Genomic DNA, 21,616 nt, shown 5'->3' on the forward strand with positions numbered 1-21,616 from the left:
TCATGTATAGGATGGGTGAACATACAGACAGCACAAAACTCTTCCCCAAAAAATCTGGGAAAGAGTTTCGTGTTTATAAAGGATTTCCATATTCGTCCGTTTCTTCTTGAGGTACTTCTTCCTGATAAGGATCCTGTTCTTCTTGATAAGGCTCTTCTTCATAGGATTCACCAGGCTGCTCTTCTTGATAAGGCTCTTCCTCCTGATAAGGTTCACCTTGTTCTTCATAAGAGCCTTCCTCTTCATACGTTCCTTCTTCTGCCGGTTCCTCCGAATTAGGATCTTCATAAGTTTCTCCTGATTCCTCCGCAGAGGAACTGGAGATTTCTAAGTGATCTTGAAGCAGTCTTTTCGTTTCTTCTAATGCCGGCTCGTCAAGCAGCCAATAATACGTAGAACCTGGCTGATAATCGCTGCCTTCTAAGGTCATATCTTCAATATCAAGACCGCCGGTAGCGTACTTTATAAAAGTCATCATTTCATTAAACGTCATGTTCGTATTCATGTTGTTGCCGACAGCGGCAATCAAGTCATCAAATTGAAACACAGAGCTGAGAGATGCTGCTTTATCTGCTACAGCATTGACAACTTCCATTTGCCTTTTTCCGCGTTCAATATCATTATCCAGTTTACGGGTCCGGGCGAATGCTAATGCTTCTTCCCCATCAACGGATTGTTCCCCAGGGAGCAGATGGATTGCATCGCCTTTATCCATGGAATCAGATTCTTTAAGTTCATATGGAACATCAACGTCAATGCCTCCGATAGCATCTACCACATCAACAAAGGCGTGGAAATTAACACGTACATAATAGTCGACTGGAATATCCATTAAATTTTCAACCGTTTCAATTGTTGCTTTTGGTCCGCCATAGGCATGAGCGTGAGTGATTTTTTCCTCACGGCCTACTTCCGGGACGTATACATACGAATCACGAGGAATACTTACTAATTTAACGCTGCCTTCTTCTCTATTAAAAGTCGCTAACATAAGTGTATCAGATCGAGAGGTTTCTGCATTATCCCGGTGTTCGTTTTCATCGACTCCAATAATAAGGATAGACACGTTGTCAATATTCGGATCCACTTCAAAATCCCGTAAATCCGAACCTTCACGACCGTCATCTTCATAAGAATCAGAGACTGCATTATTTGCTTTAACATATAAATAACTTCCGTAACCAACAACACTAATTAAAGCCAAGCCTATAATAACTAAGGTAATTAAGACACCTTTACGGAGTTTACGCTTTTTTCGCGTAACCCGGCGGCCTCGCATATTCTTTTGTTTTACCATTACAAATCTCCTTTTTTTACAAGAAATATCGACGGATTTCTTGATAAAGCCCACTTAATTTTACTATGGAATGAACTATTAGTAAATTTACAATTGCATTACATATTTATGATGATGTAACAGGGGGAATCACATAAGTACAGCTGAGACACGCTGAAACGGCGCCAGCTTTATTTATATGACAGAGTGTCTATTTTCAGCTGTCGTCTCTTAAATTATCCTTAATCAACGTAGAAGAGATGCCATCTGTCCGAGGGAGGTAAACCACTTCACAAAAAGAGCGCAGGGCATCGAATTTTCCTTTCCAATCATTCCCCATAACAAATGTATCGACGTGATAGGTTAAAATATCATCTTTTTTTTGCTCCCAGGAAATTTCAGGGATAACCTTATCGACATAACGTACAGATTCAAGAATGATTTTCCGGTCTTCATAGGAATAAAAAGACTGCTTATGCTTGAGTATATTAAAATCATCGGTGGATAATCCTACAATAAGATAATCACCCATTTCTTTTGCACGCTTTAATAAATTCACATGGCCTACATGCAGTAAATCAAACGTTCCATAAGTGAGAATAGTACGTATCATTTCCACCTCCTAAAAACGTATTAACGTAATAGTAACATAAGAAAAGAACCAGGAATAAATCTGAGGACAAAAAATATGTTTTTTCGCTATAGAAAAAGGGAAATTAGGAAATGAAGTTCTGTGCAAAAGTATCTTGCACGGCATGGGATAAACTGTACGTACGAATAGGTGTAATGGATATAAGATTGTCAGGAATGTCACAATGGGCTGTGACATTCTTGACAGGATACATCATTAAAAAAACGTATACGGAACCGAACTTTTTAAGCTAATTCCTTGGGAAAGTGATTCGCATTTTGTTCAGCTAAGTAAACATAATAGTCTGTGCGTAATTGTGCTACTTCTTGATGAAGCAGTGAAGAATCAGGGGCACTGATAGATTCAAAGAGCACAAGGTTCTGGTCCTTATCGATTCCAATATCCAGACCAAGTGTAGCTAATTCTTTTTTTCGTGTTTTTTCTATTTTTTTTGCAACATTTAAGGCAAACGAATCCAGATGCTCATCCACTGCAGGGGCATCCTCAGTAAATTTTAAGGTTAAAAACATACCTGCATCAAAAGTGACGCCGCTTTCTTGATTGTTGGGAGATACTTGTTTCTCCGTACCAACTCGGATATATTTTTTCACAATCACCCAGTTGCCTTCTTTATTTTTCTCTAAATGAACACGGCAATTAAAGGGCTCGCCATGTTCCGTTCTGGAAGGTATATATGGCTGGACAATACATTTACGTTTGGAAATAATAGATTGAAAGAAAGCGAAGACTTCTTTCAATGTCATGTTCGCAGTGGAATCCTGATGACTGACCAGGAAGGAATCTTTATCTTCCTGTACGATTTTATAAATGTTTTCTCCGGATTGACTGTAGACAGGCTTCACAACGATTTCTCCATATTTTATTAAGAAGCCTTTAATAATAGAGAAACTTTTACAACGTAAGGTTGGAATGGCATACTTCTGAAGCTGCGGATCCTTTGTTAACATTTCCTGGACACTTTCCTTGGAGATTTTATTTCTCCCATCCTCGGTTAAGTAGGCGCGATCTTGTAAATAGGCTATTTTTTGTTTAGATTTTAAGCAGAATGCAGAAACATCAATAATCTTTGGAATAGACATCTCGACATTTTCCCACGTATCTTCCTTTAAAACCATCCCGGAGGTCATATGGTCATCTTCGTTGATATCGCTTGGGTTCATATACAGAATCTCGATTCCTTTGGATTGTGCTTCGATGGATATCTCTTTTGCCAGATCGGTTGGTTCTTTGAAAGGTTGCATTAGTCCTACTAACATGGAATCAATTCTCCTCCTAATTATTCGTATTTCTAATTATCTATTTTTAATTTTACCATAATCTATTGTGTTATGAAGTACCATTTTTTGAAAAGACATGAACAGGACTGGTTTGTCAAGCGGGAAGCAAAATAAAAATCTGTACCTGCTGTTCGTCTGGAACAGGCGGGTACAGATTTTTCAATAATGCTCGTATTTTAATAAAAACGTTTAAAACTGTCGAAATGAGAGCTCCAGTAAGGGTTATCCAAGGATGTGATGGTAACACCAGTAGATGAACCTGCATGAAGGAACTGATTATTTCCAACATAGATACCCATATGAGATGGACCAGATTTATACGTTCCAGAGAAGAATACTAAATCTCCTACCTGCGGATTGCTAATCGTCTGTGCTCTGTCATAATAGCCTGCAACACTGGTACGAGGAATATTTTTACCTGCCTGATTATAAGCGTAATAGATGAACCCACTGCAATCAAACCCGCCAGGAGAACTTCCTCCCCATACATAAGGGTCGCCCTGCTGGCTTTTCCCGACAGAGATAAGGGTATCTACATTATAACCTGCACTAGATGATGAGCTGCTGGAAGAGCTGTTGGATGATCCAGAGCTGCTATTTGAACTGCTGCTGTTAGAAGAGCTGGAACTAGAGCTGCTGGAACCATTTACTTTTAATGTCTGGCCGGCAATAATCAAATCAGATGACAGGTTATTGAGCGATTTTAATTTAGATACAGTCGTTCCATGCTGGCTTGCGATTTTAGAAAGGCTGTCCCCAGATTTCACCTTATAGGTGCTGGAAGAACTGGAGCTTGAGCCGGAAGAGCTTGATCCAGAACTTGGATTGGAACTAGAGCTGCTAGAATTACTAGAGCTTGAACTGCTGGAACCGCCGCTGCTGACAGTTAATTTATTTCCAGGGTAAATTAATGTCGTAGATAGATTATTCCACTTCATTAGGTTATTTAAAGAAATACCGTGTCGAGAGGCAATACCGCTTAATGTATCACCGGATTTCACTGTATATGTACTTCCGCTGGAACTGCTTGAGCTTGAATTCGAGCTGGAGCTGGAACTAGAAGAAGAACCAGAGCTGGAATTCGAACTTGAAGACCCAGTTGTTTGTAAAACCTGATTCGGGAAAATAAGATCCGAAGAAAGGTTATTGATAGATTTTAATTTGGACACGGTTGTTCCTTGACTTTGGGCGATTTTCCATAGATTGTCGCCACTTTTTACTTTGTAAGATGCTGCGTCAGCACTGTCTGTTGCTACAAAGGCAGATGCAATTGCTGCAGATGCAGTAACAGAGAAGATGATTTTTTTGTTAGCCATGTGTGCGTTTCCTCCTTAGATTTTAATGATTGGGGTTTTAGAGATGTGTTTGAATATGATTTGTAAGGAGACCAAAGAGGAGTGCATCAAGAAAATAACTGTATGTGACAGGTATACTTTCTATTAGCTTTGTTCGTACGTTATATTAATGAAGAAATAAATCCATAAACGATGTACGCAACAATCCTGGTATAAGTACAAATCCCATATTCCATAAACGAACAAGATGTATTTTACTCCCAGATGTTTGTTTATTGTGATTGATAGAATGTAGTTTGTTAGTTTTAATGAAGTATTACTAGTTTATTCCATTACGGCATAGTACAAATATGTAATCTAGCACATCTGTCTATGAAAAATAATCCAATAAATACATCTTTATAGAATTATATCGTTTTATAGATAATAATGGTAGGTTATATAGAGAAATGTAACATGTTTGTAATGTTTTAAAAAATAAGGTCGATAGAACTGTTTTGATAACACTTTCATTTGAAGATTAGGTATATAATCGGGTTTGAAGTATTGTTAATAATGACAGAAATAGTTATATAGATAGAGGGAAAGTAATTAATTACATAATCATTCTTGGCAAATAATGTAAATGTACATTGAACAGACGTTTACGTGTAACTTTCCATTGAATTTATTTCGATAAATCATATCATTTCCCGGGAAATAACAACAAAATATACATTTATTAAAGAGATAGCGTTATAATAGAAGAAATAGATTAATGATTAATTGGAGGAATAGATGGTGGAACAATCAACATTGCTTATAAAAAACATTCAAGAAGCATATCTGCCGGAAGGAGTTATAAAAAACGCATCCGTTATATCAGAGAACGGAAAAATAACACAGATTCTGACACAGGAAGAAGCAGCTGATGTTTCCTTTTCTGGAAAAGTTATCGATGCAGAGAACAAATTAAAATTGCTGCCGGGTTTTATTGATGGACACATTCATGGTGGCTATGGCGTGGATGTGATGGATGCGACAGCAGAAACGTTACAGACACTTGCAGAAAAGCTGCCATCAGAAGGGACAACCAGCTATCTTGCTACGACCATTACCCAATCAGATGAAGAAATATCTGCTGCGTTAAAAAATGTTGCTGCATGGACTGCTGATGGAGAAAAACAAGGAGCGGATTTAGTCGGTGTTCATTTAGAAGGCCCTTTTGTAGAAGTTTCTAAAGCAGGAGCACAACCGAAGCAATATATAACAGAACCGGATCTGTCTAAATTTTTAGCCTGGCAGGATGATGCAAATGGACAAATTCGGACAATTACCATGGCTCCTGAGCATGATAAAACAGGAGAATTTATAGAAACACTAAATCAATCTGGCGTGAATGTATCCGCAGGGCATACGGATGCTTCCTTCCAGCAAATAAAGGATGCTACGAAATTAGGTGTTAGGCAGCTGACGCATCTATGTAATGCAATGAATGGCATTCATCATCGTGATATCGGAGCGGTGGGAGCTTCTTTTCTGTTGGAGGATTTACGTGCTGAGTTGATTTCAGACGGTATTCATGTTGTGCCAGAGATGCTGCAGCTTATTTATGATAATGTTGGGTCTGATCGAATTATTATGATTACCGATGCAATGCGGGCAAAAGGGTTGGATGAAGGAGAGTATGAGCTTGGTGGACAGCCTGTTTTTGTGAAAACTGGGGAGGCTACCTTGGAGAATGGTTCATTGGCTGGCAGTATTTTGAAAATGATTGATGCGGTGAAAATAATGCTGAAGCTGGATGGAGTGACTTTACAGGATATTGTGAAGATGACTGGGGTTAACCCAGCACAACAAGTTGGTATTTTTGATAGAAAAGGTAGTGTTGAGATTGGTAAGGATGCGGATTTTGTTTTATTAGATGAGGAGATGGATGTTGCTTATACGATTTGTAGAGGGGAAGTGGCTTATAAAGGAAGATAATGAAGAATACTTCTAACGTTTGATCGTAAAAAATCAATTAGAGCTTAAAACGAAAATTATCTATCGTAGTAATCAAATATTGTTACAAGAAATTTACAAATTGCCTTAAAGCTTTGTGATATAAGCTTGTGTGATGTGTTTGAAAATAATTAGAGCATTGAAATTATAATTTAATTAAGGTAGAATAGCACTTATTGTGTAGCGGAAGAGAGAAATAGGTCGAATTACATAATTATTTGTTGTTAAAATGAGCTTAATTAAATTTTGTTAGGAAGTAAACTGAATGAAAAAAACACTTATTATTTCTCAAAATTTTTATCCTGAAATAGGCAGTGCAGGGAATAGAATGAAAAATATTTATCTATTGTTGAAGGAACAAGGTTTAGATGTTGAAATATTAACTACTCAACCTTCATATCCAAACAAACATTTTTATGATGAAAATCATTTTTGGGATAATACAGAACTAAATGAAGATAAGAATATTCACCGCATAAAAATCATGAAGAAAAAATACTCTAGAAATATTTTTAATCGCTTATTTTATTATCTTGAGATGGCTATAAAAATGATTTTTTTTGTGCTGTTTAGCAGAAATAAGTATGATGTCATTTTTGTTTCTTCTCCGCCGATATTTGTTGCAATAGTTGGTTTGATTGCCAAGTATCGTTTTAGAGCAAAACTGATTTTGGACATAAGGGATTTATGGCCAGAATCACTAAAAGGAGTAGGGGTTTTTAATTATTCAATTGTTATTGGTTTGTTTGAAAAAATAGAAAAACTATTATATATACAGGCAAATAATATTGTAGTGAACAGCAAAGGATTTATTGGTTATATTGTTTCAAAATCCAAAGTTTTTGCTGATAAAATAACTTATCTTCCAAACGGAGCAAGAAACTATGAAATAAATATTTCCGAAGAAAAGGGCAGTGACGATTTCAAAGTTATTTATGCTGGAAACCTTGGGCTGGCTCAGGATGTAACAGCTATAATGAATCTAGCGAAAGAGTTAAATGAGAGAAATATTAAATTAACTATTATAGGGTATGGAATACGTCGTGACAGTTTGATAGACTATATTAAGAAAAAAGACTTAAAAAATGTTGAGTTTGTCAACCCAACAACCAGAAGCGAATGTTTCAAAATTATTTCGAATCATCAAGTGGGAATCGTAACACTTGTCGAAGCAGAGGTTTTTGAAACAGTATTACCAGGTAAAGTAATTGATTATATGACATGTGGAGTGCCGGTGGTAGCTTCTGTTTCCGGCTTTTCTGAAAAAATGATAGAGGACGGAAAAACAGGATTTGTTTCTCATAATCTGGATGAACTAATAAAGTGTATCGAAGAATTGAAAGAGAATGACAAGCTTTACGATGAAATGAGCTTAAACGGACGGAAGTATGTTGAACATAATTACCTTTGGGAAAAAAATATTGATCATTTAATCAGAGTTATAAGCTAATTAAACAACAGGATTAAGGTGAGTTGAATAATGAATAAAAAGGTTTGTATGTTTGTATGGAATCATTTTACAAACGATGCAAGGGTACTTCGTGAATGTACAGCTCTATCAGAAGACGGATACGGTGTAGACTTGATATGCATTCATGACCCTAGCCATAAAGATTTGCCTAGATTTGAACATCGCAATTCAAATTTTAAAATTTATCGAGTTAGAAGATATCCTCTTTTATTGGAATTGATACAAAAGATATTTAAAAAAAGTACTCAAAATAAACTTCTAGGCGTACTTGTTCTTCTTTTATGGGGGATTTTAATATATTTCCAACCCATAATTATAGGGGCTCTTACTGCTTTAGCTTTTGTTTTTTTGAGAACAAAAGCTAAAGTTGTTTGGATTCGCGGCAGTATTATACTGAGAATGATATTTAGAGGAATGCAGGGAAACTATAGTATATATCATTCTAATGATCTGAATACATTGCCGCAAGGATATATTTGCTCAAAATTGCGATGGAGAAAAAGAAAATTAATATATGATTCACATGAAGTTCAGACCAGCCGAACAGGTTATGACAGTGGTGCATACGGTAAATCAGAAAAATTCTTTATTAACAAAATAGATTCCATGATAGTAGAGAACCATACCAGAGCGAAGTATAATGAAGAGCTTTATGGATTTTATCCAAACGTAGTTTATAATTACCCTTTTAAACAGAAAAATAAACAACAAAAAAAAGAGAATTTACAAGAGTTGCTAAATATTCCGCAAGAAGAAAAAATACTTTTATATCAAGGCGGTATACAGGCTGGAAGAGGTTTAGACAAGCTGATTAAAGCAGCACAGCTTTTTAAAGAAGGGACACTTGTATTTATTGGAGATGGGAGAATTAAACCTGATCTTGAGAAGATGGTGGATGAGATGAACTTGGGTGAAAAAGTGAAATTTTTAACGAAGGTCCCCGTTGAAAAACTTCCAGCATACACTAGAAACGGGTATATTGGATTCCAAGTATTGAACAATATCAATTATAATCATTATTCAGCATCATCTAATAAATTATTTGAGTACATAATGAGTGATGTACCGGTGGTGGCTTGCAGCTTTCCAGAGATTAAAAAGGTAGTTGAAGGTGAGGATATAGGAATTTGTGTAGATTCACATGATTATCAGTCTATAGCAAACGGAGTAAATTATTTACTGGAAAATCCTGCTGAAAGAGACAAAAAAGCTGCTAATTGTAAATTTGCTAAAGAAAAATATAATTGGGAAGAAGAGAAGAAAAACTTTTTAACTGTATATGAAACTATTTAAATTGTTGAATTAAGAGGTGTTGGGTAGTGAAAAAACCATTAGATCGGGTGACGGAAGCTTATTATGACCAAGTAGGTTTGGGTTTTGGCGAAAAAGTAAGAAATAGAATTCATTGGGTTTGTGAACAGGCTAAAGGAGAATCCATACTTGATATAGGCTGTTCTCAAGGGATTACTTCAATCTTATTAGGAAGAGAAAGTAAAAAAGTTTTAGGAATAGATTTATTGCAAGAATCGATTGATTATGCTAATGAAATGTTAAATAGTGAAGCTGAAGTAACAAAAAAATATGTTGAGTTCCGTACAGCTAATTTTATAGATTTTGATTTTGAAGAGCAAAAATTCGATAGTATTATTCTTGGTGAAATATTGGAACATATTACAGATACAGAACGTTTTATAAAAAAAGCTACAAATCTTTTATCAGATAACGGAAGAATTATTGTTACTGTACCCTTTGGAATAAATGATTATTTTGATCATAAGAAAACTTATTATATGCAAGGATTAGTGGATTTGCAAAACAAACAGCTAAATATTAATTCAATAGAAGTTTTAGGCAAATGGATTGGTGCAGTGTTTGTGAAAAATGAAGCTGAAGCAATTACAATAGATAGAAAACAGATAGGACAGCTGGAAGACGGTTTCTATAATTTGGAACGAAACTTATTAGATCAGTTAACTGCTGCCAAAAGTCAAAAGGATCGATTAGAGAAAAGGAACAATGAAACGCAAACAAAATTGAAAGAGAAAACGAATGAGATTGATGAATTAAACAGCACGATTGAAGAACTGAATAAAACAATAGAGCATGTTAATGAGGTAAATGAGAATTTAAAATTATCAATTAGTAAAACAGAAGATGATTACAATGATTTGAAATCCCTTTTCAGTAAGCAAGAAAGTGATAACAATAGCAAGGATATTGAGCTAAAGCAAAAGGAACTTTTAATAAAAGATTTAACATACAAACTAGAAGAATCAGAGAGAAAGAACGAACTCCTTGAAAGTGAAAAAACTGGAATATCTCAAAAAATAAACGAACTTACACAGGAAATTAACGTTTCCAATCAAAATGCATATGATACTCAGTTGAGAAAAGATAAGAGAATTACGTTTTTAGAGCAAAAGCTAGCAGATTTTAGACAGAAGGACAAAAAACAACAAAATCAGTTGAAAAAACTGCAAAAGCAAAGTGAAAAAATGCAAACTCAAAATAAAAAACAAAATAATAAACAGGTTCAAAATCAAATTATTACCTTGCAGCAAGAAGTATTAAATGAAAAGAAAAAGAAAGTAAAATCAGATGAGTTATTACTGGAAGCTTATAACAAAGAAGAAAAATTGTTGAAAACACACTCACAGCTAATGAAACGATATGAAGCATTAAAGACATCAAAATTAGGAAGCTTAACGATTAGTTATTGGAAATGGCGCAGAAGACGTTTTGGAGGTAAGACAAGTGGAACAAAAAGCAATTAAACAGCGACTGAAGACACTTAATGATTTAAAAGGAAAACTAGAAAAAAGTATTGCTGAAGATATTAAAGATATTAACAAAAAGCAAAAAGAACTGAAAAACGGTTTGCCAATTCAGCCAATTGTCCAATCAGTTAAAGGAGAAGAAGTACAAAAAGGTGATATTGAGAAAAAAAAGGAATACTTAGCATACAGAGATCAACATGCAGATGTAGATTTTATCTCTAAAGTTAAACCTTTAATTAATCAACTTCCGGAAAGTAATGGCAGCCGTTTCTATAAGAAACTAGATGTGAATATTGGAATAGTAGCTGATGAATTCCTTTATAATTCATTTGATGGATTAGCTAATTTCCATTATATTACGAGAGATAACTATAAGGAATATACAGATAAACTTGATATCTTTCTATTGGTAACTACTTGGAAAGGGCTAAATATGGAATGGAAAGGTCTAGGGAATCCAAATATCAGAAAACATAGAAAGGATATGTTCGATATTTTATCCCATTACCAATCAAATGGGATAAAAACAGTATTCTATTCTAAAGAGGATCCGGTAAACTATGACATCTTTATAGAATTAGCCCAAAAATGCGAGTATGTATTTACAACTGCTGAAGAAGTAGTAGACAATTATAAAAAGGATTGTAAAAATGAAAATGTAGATGTTTTAAATTTTGGAATCAATCCTATATACCATAATCCAATCGGCTTCAAAAAATTTGATAAGAGAAAAGAAATTTTGTTTTCAGGTTCCTGGTATGTTAAATACCCTCATAGAATAGAAGATACACAGAGAATTTTTGATGGTGTAATAGATAATAATGATGATTTGAAAATCATTGATCGTAATTATGAGTTGAAATTGGAAAGACATTTCTTCCCTAAAAAATATGTGAAATATCTATCACCAGCAGTAGATCATGGTACTTTGCAGAGGCTGCACAAACTGTATGATTGGGCAATTAATTTAAATTCTGTAAAATACAGTAACACCATGTTTGCTAATCGGATTTATGAACTTCAAGCATTAGGAAATATTTTACTTTCAAACTATAGCCTTGGTGTGAATAATAAATTCCCTAATGTATTCCTAATCAATAATAGAAGTGAAGTTAAGGATATTCTAAATGGGTTTACAGAAGAAGAAAAATATCAGCATCAAGTGTATGGAATTCGGAGAGTAATGTCTCATGAAACAACTTATAAACGAATAATCGATATTTTGGAAATGACTAATACTTCATATAAAAAAGAAACGAAATCAATTGCTGTATTGGTACAGAATAAAACAGAAAAAATTCAAAAAATGTTTGATAAACAAACATATCCATATAAAGATCTCATACTTATAGAAGAATTTAACGAAACTATAAAAGAAAAATATGACATGGTAACATTCTTTGACGAAAGTAAAAAGTATAGAGAATTTTACTTAGAGGATATGATTAATGGCTTTAAATATACAGATAGTGATTATATTACGAAAAATGCTTATTATGACGGAGAAAAACTTATCACTGGAATTGAACATGATTATGTTAATGTCATAGATGATAAAACAAGGACAGTTTTCTGGAGTAACAGTTTTTCTGTAGAAGAGCTTTTAAGCATGGATGGTGCTCAACAAAAATCGAACGGTTATAGTATTGATCATTTTGAATTTAATGACAAGCAAATTAAAAATGTTGAGCCATTACAGAATTATAAGTTATCGGTTATCATTCCTACTTATAATAATGGAGATCACTTGCTGAATAAATGCTTTAATAGTTTGAAACGAAGCAGTATATTTGAACAGATGGAACTTATTATTGTAGATGATGGATCAACAGATAATAACACACCAACAATTATAAATCATTTAGCGGATAGCTATTCAAATATTAAAACATATTTTTATAATGATAATGGAAGCGGCAGTGCATCACGGCCAAGAAATAAAGGTATTGAAATAGCTACTTCTCCTTATATAACCTATCTTGATCCAGATAATGAGGCAATTAATGATGGCTATCGCTATCTGCTTGATGAAATGTCTTCTGGAACTTATGATTTTGTGGTCGGTAATATGTTGAAGGTTTCAGATAAAGTATTAAACTTTAACTATTATAAAACAGCCATGCAGTATAATAAGGGGGATGTTATTCAGAAAAAAGATGTGAAACAGTATATGCTAGATACTTCATTTAAAGCAATGAGTATTCAGGCTTTAGTAATGAAAAAAGAGTTAGTCATTAACAATAATTTAAAGATGGTAGAGGGAGCTATAGGTCAAGATACGCTTTTCTTCCAGGAATTATTAATGAATTCCAGACAGGCAAAAGCCATTGATTTAGATATTCACGTATATTATGCTGCAGTATCAGGTTCCGTAACTAATGTGATTACAGAGAAGTTTTTCCAAAGATATCTTTTATTAGAAACAGAAAGAATCAGATTTTTAAAGGAACATCAATTATTAGAAGGATATATGGAAGAGAAATTCTTTACTTATTTTAAAAATTGGTATTTAAAACGACTAGGTAAGATTGAAGAAAGTGATCTAGAATCTGCAATCGACACATTATATAAAATCTATGCATTGTATAAAGATTATATACAGGTAGAAGATAATGACTTGAAATTATTTGAAGAATTATATCAAACAAAAGACTATAATAAAATGGTAAGTACTTTTAAATAAGGCTTACCTATAGGAGGAGAAAAGTAATGAAAATTAACACAATGGGATTAGGATATATTGGACTGCCGACATCAATCATGTTTGCAAAACACAATGTAGAGGTTATAGGAGTAGATGTGAAGCCAGAAGTAATAGATTCATTGAATGAAGGACAAATTCATATTGAAGAACCTGGACTACAGGAAGCGTTAGAAGAAGTAATTGAAAAAGGTACATTTAGAGCGTCATTAACACCTGAAAAAGCGGATGCGTTTATTGTATCTGTTCCAACACCAAACAATGATGATGTTCATAAATCAATGGATCCTGCTTATGTACTAAGTGCAGTGGATACAATTCTGCCTTATATTGAAAAAGGAAATGTTATTATTGTAGAATCAACAATTGCACCGAGAACTACAGAAGATTTAGTTCAGCCTGTATTAGAAAAAGCTGGATTTACAATTGGAGAAGATATATTCTTAGTTCACTGTCCTGAGCGTGTCTTACCTGGCCAAATTATGCACGAATTAATTTACAATAACCGTATTGTCGGCGGTGTAACACCAGAATGTACAGAAGCTGGAGCAATGGTATACAGCACGTTTGTACAAGGAGAAATTATTAAAACAAATGCGAAGACTGCTGAGATGTCTAAACTAATGGAAAATACATTTAGAGATGTAAATATCGCATTAGCTAATGAACTAGCGAAAGTATGTAATGAATTAGATATTAATGCATTAGATGTAATCGATATGGCTAATAAACATCCTAGGGTAAATCTACATACTCCAGGCCCAGGAGTCGGGGGACATTGTTTAGCTGTTGATCCATATTTCATTATTTCAAAAGCACCGGAAACTGCTAAGTTAATTGATTTATCAAGAACAATCAATACATCTATGCCAGAATATGTAGTTCAGAATGTTAATAAACTGATGGAACAAGTAGATGGTAAAGTAGTAACTGTGTTTGGTCTTGCTTACAAAGGGAATGTGGATGACATTCGTGAGAGCCCTGCAATGGATATCTATGGTTTGCTTAAATTACAAGGGAATTATGAAGTAAGAGCTTTTGATCCGCATGTAGATACAGATTGGGTAGAAGTAAATATGGAACAAGCTGTTGCTGAATCTGATTTAGTTGTTATACTAACAGATCACAATGAATTTAAAGTATTAGACCAAGAAAACCTAAGTTTAATGAAAAATAAAAGGATATTTGACACAAAAAATATTGTTTCTAACACTAATGACAATTTTGACTATATTAACTATGGAAATTTATATGAGTTTACCAATAAAGAGAAAGTTCTAGGATGAAATCGGTTATAGCTATTTTGCGAGACCAGGTGTTATATTTACCATTAATTTTCCGTCTTTCCATTTATGAAAACAAAAGCAAATATCAAATGCATTATCTAGGCATTCTCTGGCAATTTTTAAATCCTTTTATACGTGTTTGTGTATATTGGTTTGTATTTGGGATTGGATTAAGGAACGGAGCACCTGTTGGCGATACGCCATTTTTACTGTATTTATTATTAGGGCTCGTACCTTGGATGTTTATAAGCTCTACAATTAATCAAGGTTCTAATAGTATATATAGTAAAGTGAATTTAGTTTCAAAAATGAAGTTTCCGGTGAGTATATTACCTTCTGTAGTAATAATTAGTAATACCTTTAATTTTCTAATTATGTTAGTGATATTAGTGTTTATTGCTTATTTTTATAACTTAGATTTTGGTATCCAGCTTATTCAGTTGCCTTATTATATACTATGCATGTATGCACTTATTTTTTCCATTACAATATTTGCATCAACAATTTCTGTGTTAGTCAGAGATTTTCAATTACTGCTTCAATCTGTAATTAGATTATTTTTCTTTTTAACTCCAATATTTTGGACTATAGATAATTTTTCAGAGAAGTATAAGCCATTTATTGAATTAAATCCTTTTGCTTATATTGTAATGGGAATCAGAGATTCATTTTTATCCGGGGACTGGTTTTATCAAGACTGGCGGCATATGTTTTATTTCTGGTCACTAACCTTATTAATTTTATTTATAGGTTGTATTGTGCATAACAATTTCAAAAATAAGTTTGTAGATTATTTGTAATAACGGAGGCTTCATATGAATAAGCCAGTAGTAAAATTTACTAATGTAACAAAAACATATAGCATGTTAAAGAAAAAATCGGACAAATTATTAGAGATTTTTTCTTTGAAACAAGGAAAAAAAGGTTTCTCAGCCTTATCTTCTGTTTCTTTTGAAGTATATAAGGGAGAAACTATTGGAATTATTGGGATTAATGGATCTGGGAAATCAACATTGTCCAGTTTACTTGCTGAAGTGACACCGCCGACAACTGGTGATATATCTATTGATGGTGAGACGTCTTTAGTAGCCATTTCAGCAGGTTTAAATAATTTTTTAACTGGAATGGAAAATATTGAGTTGAAATGTATGATGCACGGTTTGACGAAAGAAGAAATAAAAGAAATAAAACCGACTATCATTGAGTTTGCAGATATTGGAGATTTTATTAACCAACCAATTAAAAGTTATTCCAGTGGAATGAAATCCCGTTTAGGTTTCGCGATATCTGCTCATATCCAACCAGATATTTTAGTTATAGATGAAGCATTGTCAGTAGGGGATTCCACATTCTACAAAAAGTGTTTGGATAAATTTGATGAATTTAAGAAACAGGGAAAAACAATTTTCTTTATTAGTCATTCTCTTTCACAGGTAAAAACGATTTCTGATCGAATTTTATGGTTAAACTTTGGTCAAGTTAAGATGTTTGGCGAGAAAGATAAAATTGCAGCAGAATATACTAAATTTATTGATTGGTTTAATGATTTGAGCAAAATAGAACAAAAGAAGTACCGCAAGAAAATGTTAGCAACTCAAAAGCAATCAGTAAATATAAACAGTCTAGAAATAGGACCAGAAATACCAATGAAAAGAAGGTCTAATCCCAAAAAAGAAAAAGTTGAAAAGAGACACTTCCCTTTCCTGCAATTAAGTTTTCTACTTACGCTGTTTGTATGTAGTACGATACTCCTGTTTATCGATAATCCAATTGAAGCTATTACCAATCGTTTAGGACAGGCAACAGAAGTAGAGGATAGCGACAACTTAGCAGAAGAATCAGAACCAGCAATTCTTACAATTGATAAAAGTGGGATAATAAAGGGAAGAGATGTACCTGTCTATCTTGATTCTGATTTAAATGAAAATGATATAGAGGCAGAAGTTTCTTTTGCTACGAAAGTATTTATTGAAGAAGAGATAGATGATTCTATTTATAAAGTTAGTGTTGAAAATGATACTATTTCGGGTTATGTAGAAACCGAAAATGTGGAATTAATAGATGATGACGAAATGGCGAATTCTACGCTCTCCATTGAAACATTTTTACCGCTATTTTCGGAATCTATACAAGAATCGTATGCTTATTTGTTCGCTTTTCTAGGTGCTGATTATGAAAATGTGAAAAATACATTACGAGGTTTAACAGACGAGTATACAAACCAATCTGGGAAAGATATCCTTGAATATGAATATGGTGCTTACTCTTATTATTTTAATGAAGATGATATCGCTGAAACTATTGAATTCGATGAGATTGATGTAGATTCTTCGATTATTAATGAGGTAACGTCAGAATCACAAATTAGTTCAAGTGATGATAGTTTATTTTATTTAGTTACAGCTGAATATACAGTGATTTTAGATGTTAGTAATCGAAATATAATGTTTAAGATAAAATAAAGTTCTACTGTTTCTGTTAGTTGTAATGATACAATCTTTTGTGGTTTTTATTATTGTACTGGAACTAATCAAGTTTTTTGTTTTTAAATAATCTTCAAATAGCCCAAACTCGATTAATTAGTAGTTTTGGGCTATTTGAAGATTATAAATTTGATTGTAAATCGCTACTTTTGATTTCGATTTCATTTTAGAAGCTGTAGATTATTTTTAATTACTTTTACGGTTTCTTTTGTGTTCATCGGATTGTGACCTTGTTCCTCATTCATATACATTAATGTCCTTACTCTTCTTTTCTCTATAAAATCACCGTTTATTTTCCTTAATTGTTCCATGAAAGGGATAAATTGGTTTTGCATATCATGTTCAGATGCCATATTTTGCATATATATAATTGTCGGTACATACTTGTTTTTTTCAAAATATTTTGTGGCAATGGCTCTTTCAGGATTAAGAGATTTCTCTGTTAAGCAATTCAGCAGTTTTTTTACACTATTTTTATAATAATTTTCTATTATAGTCTGTGGATTGTTTACCACTACCAATCCCTGTAATCTTGAGCCTAGCATTAAGCTTTGAAAACCTCCAGCAGAGGATCCAAAGTATAAAACTTTTTCATGTGAGATTTTAATTCTTTTATATAGTACCTCTAATATTTCTGCAATTTCCTCAATATAATGCTTTTCACTTGTTCCATAGCCCCAGCCAATCGTTAATTCTTCACTCAAATACAGAGTAGGGTCATTGTAGTAGATACAAGTTTCTTCAAAATGTTCATACCAAGAAAAACGATTAAATATTGGCGGAGAAACTTTATTTGGATTATAAGCACCAGAACCAAATACAATTGCTTTTTGACTATTATTTCTAATATAGAGTAAAAATTCATAAGTAATATTATCTTTTACTACGCTTAACGCTAATTGCTTATTTTTATTTAATACCATTGTTTTTAATTTGTTAAAATCAATAACTATATTTTCAAAACCTTTTATTGATGCAGGTTCATTTTTTATATTTATTATATTTAAAACTGTTTCATATAATATTTTTGGGAAAAATTTAGCTAGTTCACTGTGGGTGTTATAATCACCTAAATCTATTTTTGTATTTTTTAAATGTAAAGATTTTACCTTTTCTAAGTAAGGCATGACATGCTTTTTATAATGAGGTTCGCCTTTTCCAACGTGAATAAAAATATTTGGATCATGATTACTTTGCTCAATAGTGTCAAAAAGAATTTTATCTAACTGTTTTATTTTTTTATCAGTTACTTCTCCAATGAGATATTCAAGAATTTTTGGCATAAATGAATTGGTATCAAGATTATCTGCAGGTTTACCATGTGAAAGATATGTACCTAATTTAACTTGGGGGCCGCCGACAACAGCGTGTCCGTATTTTTCCTTATAGGTGAAGTAAAGGGCAGCAAACCCGCCTTTACTAGAACCAATGCAGATTACATTATCTTTTTTAATACCAAATTCAACCCGAATGCCTTCAATTAATTCAGATGTTGCCTCGGCAATTATTTTTGAACCATCAGGACCTAAATAGTAAGAAGAACTTGTAATATCGGTTCCATAATCATCTTTGATATAAAGCTGTACTGCTTTTATACTTTTCAAGGTTCTAACATAATTATAGCTAGGATTTTTACTTATACCCTGAAAACCAACAATTAAAAAATTACTATCTTTTTCTGGATATAAAACATAATTTATTCCTTTATTAGTTTTTCTTTCAAATCTTAAAGACTTATAAGATGTTTTATCTATCCATTTGTTATTCTTGAACACTTGATATTTATATATATATTTTAAATGCTCTTCTAAATCTGATTCTTTAATAGTCCATGTATTGTCTTTATCAATTTCTTTTTCAAGAAAAATTTTCTTATATTGCTCATCATAAATAACTACCTTGGACTTTTCGCTAATGTTTTCTTTTAAAGGATTGAATTCAACTATCTGTTTTTCCATATACTTGCTCCTCCGCTTAAATATTACTGCTTCTTGTTGTGGGCATACAAATAGTTTACAATATAAATTAGGATAAAGGGAGGCATTTTTATGATATTTAAAAATAAAAAAAATAAAAAAACTATAGAATACGCAAAAAAAATTATTGATAATAAATTAATTGTTCATCCTTTATGGGGGCATGTAGAAATAAAAGATGGAATTGATTGGAAGCAAGATCCTTTTAACAATGGAACATGGTGCTATTATTTACATAGTTTAAGCTCTATTAACTATTTGATGAATGCATATGAAGACGAAAAAAAAAGTGTTTACATAGATAAAGCAAAAGAAATTATAAAGAGTTGGGAAGAGGCTAATAATTCTTCAGAAAAATCTGTTAGTAAATATGCTTGGAAGGATCACAGTACTGCTAATCGTGTCGTAGCTATTATTTACTTTTGGTCTATTTATATTAACTCAGAATTATATGAAGAAGAATTTGAACATCAGTTAATATTATTATTAGAAAAACATGGTGAGTTTCTTTACGCTGATAGAAATTACAATTTTAGAAATAACCATGGTGTATATCAAGACAGAGCTTTAATTGAATTATCAACAATTTTCCCTCAAATTTCTAATAGTCAACTTTGGTATGAAAAAGCAGTAGAAAGACTATTGACCTACGTTAATAAATTTGTATCTGAAAAAGGAGTACATAGAGAAAATAGTTCATCTTATCATATATTAATGTTAAGGCTATTGCGAGAAATTGATAATTTTCTTTCATATCACGGTAAGCAGATATCAAAACTTCGCAATACTATCTTTAAAATGGAAGAATATTTAGCTTACATTGTGAAGCCAAATGGAATAGTTCCAATGACTGGTGATTCAGGCCCTGATTCTGTACGTTTTATACATATGTCCGAAATTAAAAATCCTAAAATGCTTTATGTCAGGTCCAAAGGAAAAAAAGGCGAAAAACCAGTAAAAGAAATTGTATATGAAGATGACGGTGTTGCAATTTTTAAAGATACCTTGAAAAAGAAGAAGGAACTATATATTTATTTTACGGCTTCATTTCATTCGCTAGCCCATAAACATGCAGATGATTTATCTTTTTTACTTACTATTGGTGATACAGATTTTTTTGTGGATTCAGGAAAATATAATTATCAAGAAAACGATGAGTATCGTAAATATTTCAGAAGTACATTAGCTCATAATAGTGTGACTGTTGATAGAAAAACCTATGAACTAAAATCCGCTCAATTAAGAAAATCTAAAGTTATTAAATATGGTATTAATCACGATTATAACTATGTTGTTGGAATACATGAATTATATCCAGGAGTCAAAATAGAAAGAACACTTATTTATCTTAAAAAAATGTCTTCTGTCCTTATTCATGATAAGTTACAATCTTCAAAAACACATACTTATAGTCAAATATTTAATATTGGTAAAGATGTTGAGGTAACTTCATTGACAAAAAAGAAAATATTATTAAAAAGCACTGCCGATGAAAAAGAAATTGAATTGCTACAGGTTAACCATGTTACGGAATATAAACACTATTTTGGTGAAGAGGCGCCAATAGCAGGATGGCAGTCTAGTAAATTTAATGAAAAGTATCCAATTAACCAATTACGTTTCTCTAATAAAAGCGATAATTTGGAATATAAAACAATAATTAATTTAGAGCCTAATTCTGATAGTGGGATTAAAAATTATGTATTAAAAACAGCAAATGGCAACAAGTATACAGTAATTTGTAAAAATGGTGAAAGTCATACTTTTAGTGTATAGAATAGACTCCTATCCTTTAGGTAAGAAACTAACTAAATTAATTATCATTTCATTCTACAGTTGTGTCTTATTATTGTTATATATTTATTCATGGGCAAGTAATATAAATGAAACTTAATAGAAATAAATTAAATAGTATGCAATAAAGGATAGATGATGTTGTGGATGAATGGAGACATTGATATGGACTTTTTAATAGTAGAGAAATGCAGTGAAAGCTGCTTGCCATTGACTGTAACGTCTGATTCTATGTATTTGATAGAAGGAGAGAAATCCCTAAGCAAGTGCTTGAAATAAGATTGTGCGTGTATGATACTCAAATAGAAGTGCCTATTGGGCATTTTTTTGATAGATATTCGCTTACTTCTGCACAAATATAAAGGATAAGTTAAAGGTAGAAAAATATAGTATTTTCGTTAATTATATCAGAAAAAAATTGCTTTTTTCTCTTAAAGTAGTTACTAGCTCAAACGTCAGCACTTTGACGATTGAAAACTTGTTGTGCTGCTGAATTAATCTGTCCGTAATACGTAACAACATTTATACGTATATAATGATGTTATTTTTTTATTTAGATATTTCTGTTTTTACGTTATTATCTAGAGGAGTAATTAAAAATAGCTGCGTTATATTGAATATAAGTATAGAGCTTTGAATAGAAAG

At 32.6% G+C, this 21,616-nt stretch carries 14 protein-coding genes; 9 read left to right on the plus strand and 5 right to left on the minus strand.

All coding sequences use genetic code 11. From position 1 onward, the window contains the following. Nucleotides 1-73: 73 nt before the first annotated feature. The 4 genes from ACFO3P_RS04225 to ACFO3P_RS04240 form a co-directional block, all read right to left on the minus strand. Nucleotides 74-1,297 carry an LCP family protein gene (locus tag ACFO3P_RS04225; RefSeq protein ID WP_379542193.1) on the minus strand — a complete coding sequence of 408 codons (1,224 nt, stop codon included), beginning with the start codon at nucleotides 1,295-1,297 and terminating at the stop codon, nucleotides 74-76. 196 nt (nucleotides 1,298-1,493) lie between these two features. Next, entirely contained in the window at nucleotides 1,494-1,886 is a 393-nt protein-coding gene (gene tagD, locus ACFO3P_RS04230; protein WP_289585075.1) for a glycerol-3-phosphate cytidylyltransferase, read from the minus strand. A gap of 266 nt (nucleotides 1,887-2,152) precedes the next feature. Beyond that, nucleotides 2,153-3,184 carry a YheC/YheD family protein gene (locus ACFO3P_RS04235; protein ID WP_379542195.1) on the minus strand — a complete coding sequence of 344 codons (1,032 nt, stop codon included), beginning with the start codon at nucleotides 3,182-3,184 and terminating at the stop codon, nucleotides 2,153-2,155. A 197-nt stretch (nucleotides 3,185-3,381) separates the two neighbouring features. Continuing rightward, the gene (locus ACFO3P_RS04240) at nucleotides 3,382-4,521 is read right to left on the minus strand and encodes a C40 family peptidase (RefSeq protein ID WP_379542196.1); all 1,140 of its coding nucleotides are present in this window, start codon (nucleotides 4,519-4,521) and stop codon (nucleotides 3,382-3,384) included. A gap of 756 nt (nucleotides 4,522-5,277) precedes the next feature. Here ACFO3P_RS04240 and nagA point away from each other — a divergent pair. From nagA to ACFO3P_RS04280, 8 genes are all read left to right on the plus strand, one after another. Next, on the plus strand, nucleotides 5,278-6,465 hold the full coding sequence (gene nagA, locus ACFO3P_RS04245) for an N-acetylglucosamine-6-phosphate deacetylase (protein WP_379542197.1): 1,188 nt from the start codon (nucleotides 5,278-5,280) through the stop codon (nucleotides 6,463-6,465). A 283-nt stretch (nucleotides 6,466-6,748) separates the two neighbouring features. After that, nucleotides 6,749-7,933 carry a glycosyltransferase family 4 protein gene (locus ACFO3P_RS04250; protein ID WP_379542198.1) on the plus strand — a complete coding sequence of 395 codons (1,185 nt, stop codon included), beginning with the start codon at nucleotides 6,749-6,751 and terminating at the stop codon, nucleotides 7,931-7,933. A gap of 30 nt (nucleotides 7,934-7,963) precedes the next feature. After that, on the plus strand, nucleotides 7,964-9,247 hold the full coding sequence (locus ACFO3P_RS04255) for a glycosyltransferase (RefSeq protein WP_379542199.1): 1,284 nt from the start codon (nucleotides 7,964-7,966) through the stop codon (nucleotides 9,245-9,247). A gap of 26 nt (nucleotides 9,248-9,273) precedes the next feature. Continuing rightward, nucleotides 9,274-10,728 carry a methyltransferase domain-containing protein gene (locus ACFO3P_RS04260; RefSeq protein ID WP_379542200.1) on the plus strand — a complete coding sequence of 485 codons (1,455 nt, stop codon included), beginning with the start codon at nucleotides 9,274-9,276 and terminating at the stop codon, nucleotides 10,726-10,728. Continuing rightward, entirely contained in the window at nucleotides 10,709-13,414 is a 2,706-nt protein-coding gene (locus ACFO3P_RS04265; protein WP_379542201.1) for a glycosyltransferase, read from the plus strand. Before ACFO3P_RS04260 ends, ACFO3P_RS04265 begins: the two co-directional genes overlap by 20 nt. Before the next feature lie 26 nt (nucleotides 13,415-13,440). Beyond that, nucleotides 13,441-14,718 carry a nucleotide sugar dehydrogenase gene (locus tag ACFO3P_RS04270; RefSeq protein WP_379542202.1) on the plus strand — a complete coding sequence of 426 codons (1,278 nt, stop codon included), beginning with the start codon at nucleotides 13,441-13,443 and terminating at the stop codon, nucleotides 14,716-14,718. Next, entirely contained in the window at nucleotides 14,715-15,518 is an 804-nt protein-coding gene (locus ACFO3P_RS04275; RefSeq protein ID WP_379542203.1) for an ABC transporter permease, read from the plus strand. The genes ACFO3P_RS04270 and ACFO3P_RS04275 overlap by 4 nt, the downstream gene beginning before the upstream one ends. A 15-nt stretch (nucleotides 15,519-15,533) precedes the next feature. Beyond that, nucleotides 15,534-17,180, plus strand: a complete 1,647-nt coding sequence (locus tag ACFO3P_RS04280; protein ID WP_379542204.1) for an ATP-binding cassette domain-containing protein — start codon at nucleotides 15,534-15,536, stop codon at nucleotides 17,178-17,180. A gap of 182 nt (nucleotides 17,181-17,362) precedes the next feature. On the opposite strand, the gene ACFO3P_RS04285 is transcribed toward ACFO3P_RS04280, so the two are convergent. Further along, nucleotides 17,363-19,159 carry a hypothetical protein gene (locus tag ACFO3P_RS04285; protein WP_379542205.1) on the minus strand — a complete coding sequence of 599 codons (1,797 nt, stop codon included), beginning with the start codon at nucleotides 19,157-19,159 and terminating at the stop codon, nucleotides 17,363-17,365. A 90-nt stretch (nucleotides 19,160-19,249) separates the two neighbouring features. Between ACFO3P_RS04285 and ACFO3P_RS04290 the strand changes: the two genes are divergently transcribed. Next, nucleotides 19,250-20,953: an alginate lyase family protein gene (locus tag ACFO3P_RS04290; RefSeq protein ID WP_379542206.1), complete on the plus strand. Its 1,704-nt coding sequence runs from the start codon at nucleotides 19,250-19,252 to the stop codon at nucleotides 20,951-20,953. The last annotated feature ends 663 nt before the right edge of the window (nucleotides 20,954-21,616 follow it).

Source organism: Oceanobacillus aidingensis, assembly GCF_042654105.1.
Classification (GTDB): Bacteria; Bacillota; Bacilli; order Bacillales; family Amphibacillaceae; genus Oceanobacillus; species Oceanobacillus oncorhynchi.

Excerpts from the sequence above, each read along its gene's own strand:
- ACFO3P_RS04240 (WP_379542196.1), bottom strand. The coding sequence starts at position 4,521 with ATGGCTAACAAAAAAATCATCTTCTCTGTTACTGCATCTGCAGCAATT.
- ACFO3P_RS04270 (WP_379542202.1), top strand. The coding sequence starts at position 13,441 with ATGAAAATTAACACAATGGGATTAGGATATATTGGACTGCCGACATCA.
- ACFO3P_RS04255 (WP_379542199.1), top strand. The coding sequence starts at position 7,964 with ATGAATAAAAAGGTTTGTATGTTTGTATGGAATCATTTTACAAACGAT.
- ACFO3P_RS04235 (WP_379542195.1), bottom strand. The coding sequence starts at position 3,184 with ATGTTAGTAGGACTAATGCAACCTTTCAAAGAACCAACCGATCTGGCA.
- ACFO3P_RS04285 (WP_379542205.1), bottom strand. The coding sequence starts at position 19,159 with ATGGAAAAACAGATAGTTGAATTCAATCCTTTAAAAGAAAACATTAGC.
- ACFO3P_RS04290 (WP_379542206.1), top strand. The coding sequence starts at position 19,250 with ATGATATTTAAAAATAAAAAAAATAAAAAAACTATAGAATACGCAAAA.
- ACFO3P_RS04280 (WP_379542204.1), top strand. The coding sequence starts at position 15,534 with ATGAATAAGCCAGTAGTAAAATTTACTAATGTAACAAAAACATATAGC.
- ACFO3P_RS04275 (WP_379542203.1), top strand. The coding sequence starts at position 14,715 with ATGAAATCGGTTATAGCTATTTTGCGAGACCAGGTGTTATATTTACCA.
- ACFO3P_RS04250 (WP_379542198.1), top strand. The coding sequence starts at position 6,749 with ATGAAAAAAACACTTATTATTTCTCAAAATTTTTATCCTGAAATAGGC.
- nagA (WP_379542197.1), top strand. The coding sequence starts at position 5,278 with ATGGTGGAACAATCAACATTGCTTATAAAAAACATTCAAGAAGCATAT.
- ACFO3P_RS04225 (WP_379542193.1), bottom strand. The coding sequence starts at position 1,297 with ATGGTAAAACAAAAGAATATGCGAGGCCGCCGGGTTACGCGAAAAAAG.